The following is a 12207-nucleotide window of genomic DNA, read 5'->3' as shown; positions in this document are numbered from 1 at the left end:
TCTGGAGTTGAGATGAGCAGTGTCCACACCGGCGCCCCGCCCGGCGCACCCCGTCCGACCGGCCCGAGGGCCCGGATCCCCGACTGCCCGCTGGGACGCACGGTGGAGGCCGTGGGCGCCTGGTGGACGTTGGAGATCCTGCACGAGATGTTCAACGGCCACACGCGGTTCGGGACCATCCGCCACAACCTCGGGACCCCCGACGAGCTGCTGCTGGAGCGTCTTGGTGACCTGCGGACCAGGGGCCTGATCGAGCAGGTGGCCGATGCTGCGGACCTGGAGGTCCGGGAGTACCGGCTGACCCCCTTCGGTAGGACGCTTCGTCCGCTGCTGCTGGTCATCGCGGCGTGGGGCAACCATCGGCTCGTCCCCCAGGAACGCAGCGTCATCCTGGTCGACACGGAGACCGGTGTGGAGGTGGAGCCGGTCGTGGTGGACCGGCGGACGGGCCGGCGGATCGACGACGAGAACGTGGTGTTCGCCTGTGGCCCGAAGGCGAGCGAGATGGTCACGGCGCGGTACCCGAAGATCATGCTGACCGCCTGAGGTTGTCGTCGTCAGGAAGGGTGGCGGTGTCCCGCCGCGTGTGCGCCGTGGAACGGCGTGCTGACGCCGTCGTACCGCAGGCGGAGCATCATGCCCTGGTCGGCGTGCGGCAGATTGTGGCAGTGGTTCATCCAGATGCCCCGGTTGGTCGCCTGGAACACGACCTCCCACACCTCGCCGGGGCGGACGTCGAACGTGTCCATCCAGAGCGGGCTGCCCGAGGACTGCTGGCCGTCGCGGGACAGGATCAGCACCGGATGGCCGTGCAGGTGCCAGGGATGGGTCTCCAGACTCCGGTTGACCACGGTGAACCGGACGATGTCGCCCTCGGTGACCAACTGGTCGGGGATCGACGGATGGCCGAGCCCGTTGACGGTCTGCGCGAACGCGGGTCGTCCGTCGACCATGGCCAGCCCACGGTCGAGCACGAGGGTGAAATGCCGGTCCGCGGGCGCGGTTCGCAACGGCACGGGGGTCGAGGTCCCGTAGGTGAGCAGGTCCAGTTCCGGCCATCCGGCGGTGTCCTCACCGGCCGCCGCACCGTCCGACGCGCCCGGCTGGGGCCGTAGCCACACCGCGGCCACGCCGTCGACGAAGAGCGCGACGGGGGTCTCCGGCATGGCGAACACCAGGTCACGCCGCCCACCCGCAGCGACCCGCAGCGCGGTCCGGCTCGTCTCACCGGGCCCGTGCAGGTCCCGGCCGTCGACCGCGACCACCCGAAACGGGGTGCCCGCCAGCGCGAAGCGACGCGGGTCGGAGTCGGTGTTGATCAGACGCAGCCGGACCGTCGCGCCGGCCGCCGCGACATGCTCGACGCCCGCGACCGCCGCGCCGCCGCTGAAGGTGTGCACGGGGACGACCACGTCGAGATCCGCGGGGTCGGGATCCGTGCGGGGGGCAACGACGAGCACGCCGTAGAGGCCGCGCCGCACGCCGACGTGGGACGCGTAGTGGGTGTGGTACCAGTACGTCCCGACCTGGTCGGCGCGGAACCGGTAGACGAAGGCGGTGCCAGGCGCCACCGCCGGTTGGCTGAGGCCCGGCACCCCGTCCTCCCCGCACGGCACGTCGTAGCCGTGCCAGTGCAGGGTCACGCCCCCGTCGATGTCCTGGTTGACCAGGCGCACTTCGAGCAGGTCGCCCTGGGTGGCGCTGAGCTGCGGACCGGGCACCGCACCGTCGAAGGTCCAGGCATCGATGTCCTTCCCGGACGGCAGGCGCACGGCGGCCTTGCGGGCGGTCACCCCGTACGCGCGTCGAACGCCACCCGGCGCGGGAGTGTCCGGCCCACGCAGGTCGGCCACCGACACCAGCGATCCCCTGCTCGGGCCGGGACCACCGCCGAGGGTGTGCGCCGCCCCGGAGGTAAGCACCGACAGGCCCGCGCCGGTACCGGTCGCGCCGACAGCGACCACGCCGCCGGCCACGCCGAGGAAACCACGACGGGACAGGCCCATCCCGGCGTTCGAGACCGCCTCCCCCACGACCTCCGCGCCGGGTGCCGGGAGCGACCGCGCGGTCAGCAGTACGGCCGCCACCACGAGACCGACCGTGATCAGCGCCGTCGGCAGGGTCAGCGGGTACCCCACGAGGTAGGTGGTCACGAAGCTGGCCACCGCTGCGTACCCGGCGGCGAACAGCGCGACGACACCCGCCTTCTCGCCACCGGATCGCCGGGGCATTCCGGCGATCCGCGCGAGCAGCATCGGTCCGGCGGTCACCGCGGCGGCCAGGGCGGTGACCCCGAGCAGCGGCATCCCCAGCAGGACCTTCTCCTGGACGAACCACCAGCCCCGTCCGGCCAGCACCGCCACCGACACAGCCTTGGCCAGGGTGAGCAGCAGGGCCGCGCCGAGCAGCACCAGGCCGGCTCGGGCGCGGCCCCGTACCGCGGTCACACCGGCGGCGAGCCAGGCGGCGGCGCCGAGCAGCGCCCAGGCGTGATCGAAGACGGTCAGCGCCGCCGTGGTCATGACCGGGTCGCGTGGCTGAGCTCGGTGCGCGGCCAGGCGATCTGGCGAGCCTCACGCACCACCCAGATGGTGGCCCCGACGATGATCAGCCCGTTGACGGCGTGCACGCCGAAGATGAGGTGACCCGTCTCGGAGCCCTCGCCGAAGGACCTGGCGACCTCCCGGATCAGCGACTGGATGAGCACCAGCCCGGCCACCAGGGCCGTCCTGCCGATCACCCGGCCGGGCATCCGGGCGATCGCGGAGACAACCACCAGCACCACGGCGGAGAAGAGGATCAGGTAGCCGAGAAAGCGATGAGGGGAGAACGCCTCCTCGATCGGCGCGGAGTCGAATGCTCCGCTGGCGGCGAGATAGAACTGTGCGACCTCGGCGAGCAGCAACAGTGACGCCAGGCCCGCGAAGAGCTTCTTCATGGCACCGATCCTGGTGCCGGGACCACCGTCGCGCATGCCCCCAGGCGTGTCTCCGGCTACGCGAATTCGCGTAGCCGGAGACGGTCCGGATACGTCGCAGGGCGTAGTTGGCCACGCACCAGAGAGTGTGAGAGGTGCCGTAGGATCGCGTCATGACCCTGCGGGTGCTGCCGGAACGACTGCGGGCCTGGCTCGCCCGACGGCCTGCCTGGTTCGCGGACGTCCTGTTGGCACTGTTCATCACGGTGGTCCAGGTCCAGAGTGTCAGCGAGCACGGTGCCGTCCTTCCCGAGCCGATCGCCCGTCCCGCCTCGGATTTCGGGTACGCCGGATACGCCCTGGTGGTGTTGAGTGGTGTGGCCATCGTCGCCCGACGCCGGTGGCCGGTCGCCGTGTTCGCGCTCACCGGAGCGGCCAGCCTGGTCTACTTCGGTCTCGGGTTTCCCGACCGGATGGCCTGTCTCGGCCTGTTCGTCGCCCTGTACACCCTCGCCGCCTACGGTGACGGGCGTCGGTCGCTGCTGATCGCGGGCACCGGCACCGCGGTGCTGGCCGTCGGATGGTTGGTCGCCGGTGCGGATGTCCAGCCGAGTGAAGCCCTGGGCTGGGTGCTCTTCCGGATCGGAGCGTCGGTCATCAGCATCACGCTCGGCGAGTCCGTCCGGTCCCGCAGGGTCATCGCCGCCGACGCGCAGCGACGGGCCGAGCTGGTTGAGCGATCTCGCGAGGAGGAGACCCGGGCCCGGGTCGACGCCGAACGGTTGCGGATCGCCCGCGAGGTCCACGACACCGTCGCGCACGCCATCGCCATCATCAACGTGCAGGCCAGCGTCACGGCGCACGTGCTCGACAAGCGGCCGGCTCAGGCCCGTGACGCGTTGCGGGCCATCGAGCAGACGAGTTCCCGGGCACTGCACGAGATGCGCGCCGTGCTCGGCGTCCTACGCGAGGACGACGGGCGCGAACCGCACCCGGGTCTCGACCAGGTCGACGCGCTCGCCGGCAAGGCCCGCGAGGCCGGCTTGGAGGTCACCATCGAACAGAGCCCGGCCGTGGCACCGCTGCCGAGCGCGGTGGACAGCGCGGCCTACCGCATCGTCCAGGAATCGATCACCAATGTGATCCGCCATGTCGGGCCGACCCGGGTGACAGTGACGATCGAGGCGACCTCCGACGCGCTACGCATCCGGGTGCTCGACGAGGGTGCCCGCGACCCGGTTCTGGTCGCGGTGGGTGCGGGCGGTCCACCGTCGGGCGGGCGTGGAATCGTGGGCATGCGGGAGCGCTGCCAACTGCTCGGTGGGGAACTGCACGCCACCGCACGTACCGGTGGCGGCTTCGAGGTCGTCGCCCGCCTGCCGCTCGCGCCGGTTGCGTCCCTCCCGTGACCAGCGTGTCCATCAAGGTGCTGCTCGCCGACGACGAGCGGCTGGTCCGCTCCGGTTTCCGGCTGCTACTCGACCTGGAGGACGACATCACAGTGGTGGGTGAGGCCACCAACGGCGCCGAGGCCGTCGAACTGGCTCGCGCCACCCGACCCGACGTCGTCCTGATGGACATCCGCATGCCGCGACTCGACGGCATCCGCGCCGCCGCGCAGATCGTCGAGATGCCCGGCATGGAGCAGGTCCGCATCCTCATCCTGACGACCTACGACACCGACGAGAATGTGTTCGAGGCCCTTCAGGCGGGGGCGAGTGGTTTCCTGCTCAAGGATGCCGGTCCTGCCGAGCTGCTGCACGCCATCCGGGTCATCGCCGCCGGCGACGCGCTGCTCGCCCCACGGGTCACCCGCAGGCTCATCAGCCAGTTCACCGCGCAACGCAAGGCAGCGCAGGCGGGCGAGGACCGGCTTGCCGTGCTCACCGAACGCGAGCGTGAGGTGCTCACACTTGTCGCGCAGGGGCTGAGCAACGACGAGATCGGGGCCGCCCTGTTCCTCAGCCCGGCCACCGCGCGCACCCACGTCGGCCGCATCATGGGCAAGCTGGGTGCCCGGGACCGAGCGCAACTGGTGGCGATCGCGTACCAGACCGGTCTGGGCCAGTACACCGAGCAGCACTGATCCGGTCCCGTACCGAGCCGGAAAGGAACAGGCAAGAGTCCACACGGGAGCGTCATGTGCCTGCCACCATCGGGCCATGAGCGAGCCCGCCCTCGGCTTCCGGTCCCTGGACCTGGTCGACCCAGCCACCTTCGTCGACAACGACGTGCACGGGTTCTGGCGGGACGTACGGGCGGAGAATCCGGTCTACTGGCATCCGGCCACCGACAACAATCCGGGGTTCTGGGTGGTCTCCCGGTATGCCGACGTCCAAGCGCTCTACCACGACGCGGCGCTCAGTTCCGAACGCGGCAACGTCCTGGACGTCGTGCTGCGGGGCAACGACTCCGCAGGCGGAAGCATGCTCGCGGTCACCGACGGACCGTCACACCGGAAACTACGCAACCTGATGTTCAGCGCCTTCACGCCGCGGGCGCTCGCCGAGGTGGTGACAAACGTTCAGCTCCGCTCCACCGAACTCGTGTCGGCGGTCGTCGGCGCGGGCTGTTTCGACTTCGCCGCCGAGGTGGCCGAGCAGATCCCGATGAACACCATCTGCGATCTGCTGTCGGTGCCGAGCGCCGATCGCAGGGACCTGCTCCGGTGGAACAAGATGGCGCTGTCGTCGGACCGGGCCGACAGCAGTGACCTGGACGCGCTCAGCGCTCGCAACGAGATCCTGCTCTACTTCGTCGAGTTGGCCGAGGAGCGGCGGCGCAAGCCGGGCGACGACGTGATCAGCATGCTGGCGAGCGCCGAGGTGGACGGGGTGGCGCTGACCGTCGAGGAGATCGCGGTCAACTGCTACAGCCTGATCCTCGGCGGCGACGAGACGTCCCGGATCTCGGCAATCTGTGCCGTACTTGCCCTGATCGAGAACCCGGACCAGTGGGACGCCCTGCGGACCGGCGCGGTCGACGTCGACTCGGCCGTGGAGGAAGTGCTGCGCTGGGCGACCCCGGGGATGCACGTGGCGCGTACCGCGCGTACCGGTTTCGCGATTCACGGGCACCGGGTCGAGGCCGGCGACATCGTCACGCTGTGGAACATCTCGGCGAACAACGACGAATCGGTCTTCCACCAGCCGCGACGGTTCACCCTGTCCAGGTCGCCAAACAAACACCTTTCGTTCGGCCACGGCCCGCACTACTGCCTCGGCGCCTTCCTCGGCCGCGCGGAGCTGCGGGCACTGCTGACCGCCCTGACCACCCAGGTGACCCGGATGGAGCTGTGCGGCAAGCCCCGCCCCATCTACTCGAACTTCGTATCCGGCTACGACACCCTGCCCGTCCGTTTCGAGATGTCGAGGTGACCGTGAAGAAAGCCGTCTGTGTCATCGGCGCGGGCCCGTCGGGTCTGATCGCGATGAAGGAACTGCTCGACGAGGGCCACACCGTGACCTGCTTCGATCACAACGCCGAACTCGGCGGTGTGTTCCGCGCCGGTGCGGGCACCGACGAGCCGGGTGCCTACGACTCGACGCTGCTGACCATCTCCAACTACATGATGGCGTTCTCCTGCTTCCCGCCGCCGGAGAAGCAGGAGCGACGGTTCTGGACGGCGGTCGAATACCGGCAGTACCTCCACGACTTCGCCGACGCCTTCGGCCTGCGTCCCCTCATCCGCCCCCGCACCGATGTGCTGAGCGTCGCGAGGAGCGACAGCGGCGAGGGCTACGTGGTCGAGACCGCGCCCGTGGACGATCCCACCGCCCGGGTCAGTCACCAGTTCGACGCGGTGGTCGTGTCCAGCGGCACCCACCGGGTTCCCAACAAGGTCAACCTGCCGGGGCAGGAGGACTTCGCGGGCGTGGTCACCCACTCGGCCTTCTACCGCAATGCCGAACCGTTCCGCGGAAAGCGGGTCCTCTGCGTGGGCATCGGCGAGACCGCAGCCGACGTCGTCAACGAGATCGCCCAGGTGGCGGCGAGCTGCACGCTGTCGATCCGCCGTTGGCAGTCCGTCGTCGCACGGTTTCCGGGTGACCGGCCACATCCGAACGACGCCTACACCTCGGAGATGCTGAACGCGCTACCGCTGTCGGCTGCCACCGCTGTCCACCGCATCGGCACGCTGATGGGCAAGCGGTTCGGCAAGACCGCCGCAAGCCGGGCGATAGCGGCGTGGAACTCGAACAACAAGAGCTTCTTCAACCACTTCCTGACCAAGAACGATGCGTTCATCCATCGGATCGTCGATGGCACCCTGACGGTCAACGCCTCCGGCATCGAGCGGCTCGGTGCGGATTACGTCCTGTTCAAGGACGGCCGGCGGGAGACTATCGACACGATCATGCTGAACACCGGGTACACCGAGGACTTCACCCTCCTCAAGGACGTGCACATCACCGACGTACGCCAGATGTACAAGCACATGATCCACCCGGAGCTCGGTACGGGCGTGGTCTTCATCGGATGGGCGCGGCCCGCCGCGGGCGGGGTCCCGGCCTGCTCGGAGATGCAGGCCCGCTACTTCGCGCTGCTGTGCAGCGGCAAACGGACGCTGCCGCCGCCGGAGCAGCTAAACCAGCTGATCAAGCAGCAGGCGACGTACGAGGACGAGTTCTTCACCGGCAATCCCGAACTGCGCACGCTGGTGCACTACAACCGGTACATGATTGATTTTGCCAAAGTGATCGGGTGTTCGCCGTGGCGTCCCGAGGTCTTCCGCAACCCGCGGCTGGCATACCACCTGTGGTGCGGTTCGCAGGTGCCGCTCGTCTTCCGCCTGCACGGGCCGCACAGCGACCGCGCGACGGCACAGCGTCGGATTCTGGAGCTGCCGGTCGCCTTCAACCCCGCGGAGATCATTCTGGCCACCGCGCTCACCGGTGTCACCCGCGCGCTGGGCGCGGTGGGCCTGGCCAAACGCGACGGCGTCTACTGACCTGCCGCGCAGCTCGGGTGCTGCCCGCGACCAACCGACGGGCAGCACCCGACACCTGCCTACCTGGACTGCGCCATCAGCTCGGCCAGATCGGCCAGGCTCTCGGCCTCGAAAACCGAACGCATCGGTACGGTCACGCCCAGCTCTTTGCGCATCCGGCTGGCCAGCTTGGCGGCGAGCACCGAGTGCCCACCCAGCTCGAAGAAGTTGTCCTGCGGCGTCACCTCGGTGATCTCCAGCGTCTCGGCCACCAGGCCGCACAGCCGGTCCTCAAGTGACGGCGCGGAACCCGAGCCGTCGACTGCGGGCTCACCGTCGGGCGTACCGGCCGCCGGTGACGGGGCAGGGCGCTGCTCGGCCGGGGCCGTCGCCGCCCGCTCGGCCAGCGCCTTGCGGTCGATCTTGCCGTTCGGCAGCGTGGGCATCCGGTCGAGCACGACGACGGCGGACGGAACCATGTGCTCGGGCAGTGCGGCCCGGGCGTGCTCGCGTACCTGCGTCGCCACCATCGGCTGCTGTCCCGAGGCCGTCACGTAGGCGACGATGTGCTGCGACGAGGCGTCGGCGCCGCCGAGTACCGCCACGGCCAACTCCACCGCCGGGTGGCTTTCCAGCCGCGTCTCGACCTCGCCCAGTTCGACCCGGAAGCCGCGCACCTTCACCTGGTCGTCGACCCGGCCGGTGAAGTAGAGCTGCCCGTCGGCGGCGCGTCTGCCCCGGTCGCCGGACCGGTACATCCGGCTGCCCGGCGGGCCGTACGGGTTGGCGACGAAGCGTGCCGCGGTCAGGCCCGGACGGTGCAGATAGCCCCGGGCCATGCCACTGCCGGCCAGGTAGAGCTCTCCCTCGTCGCCGTCGCGCAGATCGCGTAGGTGCTCGTCGAGCACGTACACCGCGCTACCGTCCCAGGGCGAGCCGATGCTCACCGTCTCCTGCACGCCCTCGACCGGGCCACCGATCGACGTGCCCACTGTCACCTCGGTAGGACCGTAGCCGTTGAACAGGCGCCGGCCCTGCGACCACTGCGTCGCCAGGGCTCTGGTGCAGACATCTCCGGTCGAGGTGAGCGTGCCGCCGGACAGCAGGCCCGCGCTGTCGGTGATGCTCAGCGCCACCGGGGGCAGCGTGGCGTGGTCCACCTCGTACTTCACCATCGTGTCGCGCAGCGCCTCGCCGGGCATCAGATCGTCCTGCTCGGCCATCACCAGCGTCGCGCCGTGCATGAGGGCCATGGTGAAGTCCCAGAACCAGGCGTCGAAGCTGAATGAGGCCCACTGCAGCACCCGCTCGCCGGACCGGATGCCGTACACCCGGGTCTGGGTGGAGACCAGGTCCGCCACCCCGGCGTGGGTGAGCGCGACTCCCTTGGGTACGCCGGTGGAGCCGGAGGTGTAGATGACGTACATCAGGTTGTCGGCGGTCAACGGCGCCCGCCGCTCCGCCGCGGTGACGTTGTCCCCCCGTTCGCCCGCGCACTCCGCCACGACGGCGGGATCGTCGAGCACCATCTCCGGCACACCCAGATCCAGCGTCGCGACGCCGCTGGTCCGGATCGACAGCATGGCCCGTGCGTCGGTGACCATGTGGGTCAGCCGCTCGCCCGGGTAGGTCGGATCGAGCGGCAGGTACGCGCCGCCGGCCTTCAGCACGGCGAGAACCGCCGTGATCAGGGTGTCCGAGCGCGGCACCGCGACCGCGACCAACGAATCCGGACCGACACCGGCCGCGATGAGCCGACGGGCCAGGCGATTCGCTCGTGTGTTCAGTTCCGCGTACCCGACGGTGGTGTCGCCGAAGATGACCGACGGAGCGTCACCGGCCTTCAGCACGCTCGCCTCAAAGAACTCCGAAACAGTGTCCACTCCGCCTCCGACGCAGCTTTCCTGCCGATGTGGTTCCGAACATAACGGTGGTGGCACGGCCCTTCGCCGTACGCTTTCTCGGATCTGTCAATCTCCTTGCGGGTGGACGGACCGCGAGGTCCAATTCACCACGTACGCACCGACTCACCTCGACCGGTCCTTCTTCGACACCGCAGTGACGGCCCGCCGCGTGTCCACCCGAGGTGTGGACGCCCGTGATCCGGGCTCGACGAAGAAACCACGTCCCCAGACCGTACGGATCGCGAGACCGACGATCTCCAAACGCCGGCGTAGCCGCATGACGTGCAGGTCCAGCGCGTTGCTCGACGAGCTGGCCCCGGAGCTTTCCAGGATCTCCCGCAGCTCGGTCCGGTAGACCAGCTGGCCGTACCTGGTCAGCAGCGGCGCCAGCATCTCGCACTGCATCAGAGAGAGCGTGACGGATGTGTTGTTGAAGTACAGCATTCCGGCCGGGTCCAACACCGGCTTCTCGTTGAGCACTGCCCGGGCCGCCAACTGACGGACCCGGACCTGGAGGTCTTCCCGTCCGATGGGCGGGCGTACCCAGTCCTCGTAAAGGCTGAGTTGGTCCGGCGGTGCCGCGCCGTGTTCCACGATCAGCAGACAGAGGTGCTGCTGCTCGTGGCACTCCGCGCGGATGTCACTTTCCGCAGGCCAACGAACGAACTTAACCCGGTTCTTGACATCGACCATCGCCTGCATCCCCCATAGCCACCATGTCTCGATGGGAATTAAGAAATGCCACCCTTGAGACTCCTCACAGGTCTGTCTTCTTTGCGTCCCAGCGCTGAACCGGCGCGCCGGTCACCAGCGGGTGGTCTCGTCGGTCCGGCCCGGAGGGCGATGCCGGCGACCCGAGCTTCCCCTCGCGCCTGAGCGACCAACGCACCAGCGGCCCGGTCACCGCCGTGGTGAGCACGGCGACGAGCACGAGGACGCTGTATCCCAACTGGTTGAGGAAGCCGGCCTGGTAGCCGATGCTCAGCACGACCAGCTCGGTGACCCCTCGGCAGTTCATCAGGATGCCGAACCGCAGCGCCTCGCCGTTCGGCATACCGGCCAACCGAGCCACCCCGCCCGCCCCGACGATCTTGGTCACGACGGCCGCCACGAACACCCCGGCGAATACCAGCCAGGTGATCGGCGCAGTGCCGATCAGCCCGACCGAGGTCGTCAGGCCGACACCGGCGAAGAACAGCGGTAACAGGATGAGCAGGGTGAAGCCCTCCAACTGCTGACAGATCCGTTCGACGACCAGCGAATCGCGCGGTACAGCGACGCCGAACAGGAAGGCGCCGACCACCGGATGAAGCTGGATGGACTCAGTGAGCACCGAGTAGCCGATCGCTCCGGCCACCAGCACCACCGTCAGCGACTGACCAGAGCCCAGCCGTCGGACCAGCGCCAGCAGCAGCGGGCGGACGCACAGGACGGTCACCAGAACCAGCGCGGCCCCGAGCAACAGGACGCGCAGCCCCCCGCCGCCCGCGCTCTGCCCGGCCAGCAGGAAGGCCAGCACCAGCCAGAGCAGGCCGTCACCGATGGCCGCTGCCGAGATGGACAGCACACCGACGCTGGTGTGCCGCAGTTTCAGGTCGTCGAGGATGCGTGCCAGCACGGGCAACGCGGTCACCGCCATGGCCAGTCCGACGAACATCATCGTGCCCGCCGGCGAGCCCTGCGAGCCGACGAACAGCCCGCCGGCAGCGGCGACGATGCCCATGCCGGCCAGCCACGGCAGACCCATGCCGGCGACCACCACCGCCCCGACCACGCCCTTGCGCTCGATCCGGTCGGTACGCAGTTCACAGCCGAGCAGGAAGACGAAGATGACCAGGCCCAGTTGCGCGACCTTGTCCAGCCCTTCCGTCACCGCCGGGGGGAACAGGAACCCGGTAGCCGCCGGCCAGACCACACCGAGCAGGGACGGGCCGAGCACCAGACCGCCCACCATCTCGCCGACCACGGAGGGCTGACCGAACCGGCGGGCCAGCCCGGCGCACACCTGGCAGGTCACCAGGACCACCGCGACCGCGAGCAGGAATCGGGTGAGCGAGCCCCCGTCGTGCGGGCCTGCCGTGTCCCACAGCGGCACCGTGCTCACCAGCACGACGAGGCCGACGGTCACGCCGAGCAGGGTCCGGGCCCGGGCGGACAGGTTCATCACGCCCGCGAGCCGGTCGACGGGGCCGAGTCCGCTCTACCGCCGGCAGCGCCGTACTCGGGCACGGCGTCCCGCAGGCTCTTCGGCCGCATGTCGGTCCAGGACCGATCGATGTGGTCCACGACCTCCCGTCGGGGCGCCGGACCGTACACCACCTGCCAACCGGCGGGGACGGTGATGCCGGTCGGCCACAGCGAGTACTGCTCCTCGTCGTTGCACAGGGCCAGGAATTCTTGACTGTCGTCGTCGAACGGATTGGACACGCGGACAACCCCTCAGGATCTCGAATGGT

11 protein-coding genes are annotated in these 12207 nt (G+C 69.4%); 5 read left to right on the top strand and 6 right to left on the bottom strand.

The window, feature by feature from the left end; translation table 11 throughout:
- Positions 1–12 precede the first annotated feature (12 nt).
- Positions 13–546 carry a winged helix-turn-helix transcriptional regulator gene (locus Vse01_RS09050; RefSeq protein WP_093406823.1) on the top strand — a complete coding sequence of 178 codons (534 nt, stop codon included), beginning with the start codon at positions 13–15 and terminating at the stop codon, positions 544–546.
- Between the two features lie 11 nt (positions 547–557).
- Here the strand turns inward: Vse01_RS09050 and Vse01_RS09045 are convergent, their stop codons facing one another.
- Positions 558–2522, bottom strand: coding sequence for a multicopper oxidase family protein (locus Vse01_RS09045; protein WP_093406827.1), 1965 nt, complete (start codon positions 2520–2522; stop codon positions 558–560).
- A complete protein-coding gene (locus Vse01_RS09040) occupies positions 2519–2938 on the bottom strand; it encodes a DUF6220 domain-containing protein (protein WP_093407140.1) in 420 nt (139 codons plus the stop codon). Before Vse01_RS09040 ends, Vse01_RS09045 begins: the two co-directional genes overlap by 4 nt.
- A gap of 152 nt (positions 2939–3090) precedes the next feature.
- Here Vse01_RS09040 and Vse01_RS09035 point away from each other — a divergent pair, with 152 nt between their 5' ends.
- The 4 genes from Vse01_RS09035 (at position 3091) to Vse01_RS09020 (ending at position 7868) form a co-directional block, all read left to right on the top strand.
- On the top strand, positions 3091–4326 hold the full coding sequence (locus Vse01_RS09035; RefSeq protein WP_093406829.1) for a sensor histidine kinase: 1236 nt from the start codon (positions 3091–3093) through the stop codon (positions 4324–4326).
- Between the two features lie 5 nt (positions 4327–4331).
- Positions 4332–5003 (top strand): response regulator, encoded by a 672-nt coding sequence (locus Vse01_RS09030; protein ID WP_198413205.1) that lies wholly within the window; start codon positions 4332–4334, stop codon positions 5001–5003.
- Between the two features lie 76 nt (positions 5004–5079).
- Complete coding sequence (locus tag Vse01_RS09025) at positions 5080–6294, top strand: cytochrome P450 (protein WP_093406834.1); 1215 nt, start codon at positions 5080–5082, stop codon at positions 6292–6294.
- The gene (locus Vse01_RS09020) at positions 6291–7868 is read left to right on the top strand and encodes a flavin-containing monooxygenase (protein WP_170863492.1); all 1578 of its coding nucleotides are present in this window, start codon (positions 6291–6293) and stop codon (positions 7866–7868) included. Before Vse01_RS09025 ends, Vse01_RS09020 begins: the two co-directional genes overlap by 4 nt.
- Positions 7869–7927: 59 nt before the next feature.
- Here Vse01_RS09020 and Vse01_RS09015 read toward each other — a convergent pair whose 3' ends face one another.
- The 4 genes from Vse01_RS09015 to Vse01_RS09000 form a co-directional block, all read right to left on the bottom strand.
- Positions 7928–9730 (bottom strand): non-ribosomal peptide synthetase, encoded by a 1803-nt coding sequence (locus Vse01_RS09015; RefSeq protein ID WP_093406839.1) that lies wholly within the window; start codon positions 9728–9730, stop codon positions 7928–7930.
- 144 nt (positions 9731–9874) lie between these two features.
- Positions 9875–10444, bottom strand: a complete 570-nt coding sequence (locus Vse01_RS09010) for a helix-turn-helix domain-containing protein (protein ID WP_170863493.1) — start codon at positions 10442–10444, stop codon at positions 9875–9877.
- 64 nt (positions 10445–10508) lie between these two features.
- Positions 10509–11915 (bottom strand): cation:proton antiporter domain-containing protein, encoded by a 1407-nt coding sequence (locus Vse01_RS09005; RefSeq protein ID WP_093406843.1) that lies wholly within the window; start codon positions 11913–11915, stop codon positions 10509–10511.
- On the bottom strand, positions 11915–12178 hold the full coding sequence (locus Vse01_RS09000) for an MbtH family protein (protein ID WP_093406846.1): 264 nt from the start codon (positions 12176–12178) through the stop codon (positions 11915–11917). The genes Vse01_RS09005 and Vse01_RS09000 overlap by 1 nt, the downstream gene beginning before the upstream one ends.
- Positions 12179–12207: the final 29 nt, after the last annotated feature.

This window comes from Micromonospora sediminimaris (assembly GCF_016863575.1).
Taxonomy (GTDB): domain Bacteria; phylum Actinomycetota; class Actinomycetes; order Mycobacteriales; family Micromonosporaceae; genus Micromonospora; species Micromonospora sediminimaris.
Note: the sequence above shows the minus strand (reverse complement) of the source record. Positions and strands in the feature narration are given on the sequence as shown.

Coding starts and splice junctions, on each gene's coding strand:
- Vse01_RS09040 (WP_093407140.1), bottom strand. CDS start 2,938: ATGAAGAAGCTCTTCGCGGGCCTGGCGTCACTGTTGCTGCTCGCCGAG.
- Vse01_RS09045 (WP_093406827.1), bottom strand. CDS start 2,522: ATGACCACGGCGGCGCTGACCGTCTTCGATCACGCCTGGGCGCTGCTC.
- Vse01_RS09025 (WP_093406834.1), top strand. CDS start 5,080: ATGAGCGAGCCCGCCCTCGGCTTCCGGTCCCTGGACCTGGTCGACCCA.
- Vse01_RS09050 (WP_093406823.1), top strand. CDS start 13: ATGAGCAGTGTCCACACCGGCGCCCCGCCCGGCGCACCCCGTCCGACC.
- Vse01_RS09005 (WP_093406843.1), bottom strand. CDS start 11,915: ATGAACCTGTCCGCCCGGGCCCGGACCCTGCTCGGCGTGACCGTCGGC.
- Vse01_RS09010 (WP_170863493.1), bottom strand. CDS start 10,444: ATGGTCGATGTCAAGAACCGGGTTAAGTTCGTTCGTTGGCCTGCGGAA.
- Vse01_RS09035 (WP_093406829.1), top strand. CDS start 3,091: ATGACCCTGCGGGTGCTGCCGGAACGACTGCGGGCCTGGCTCGCCCGA.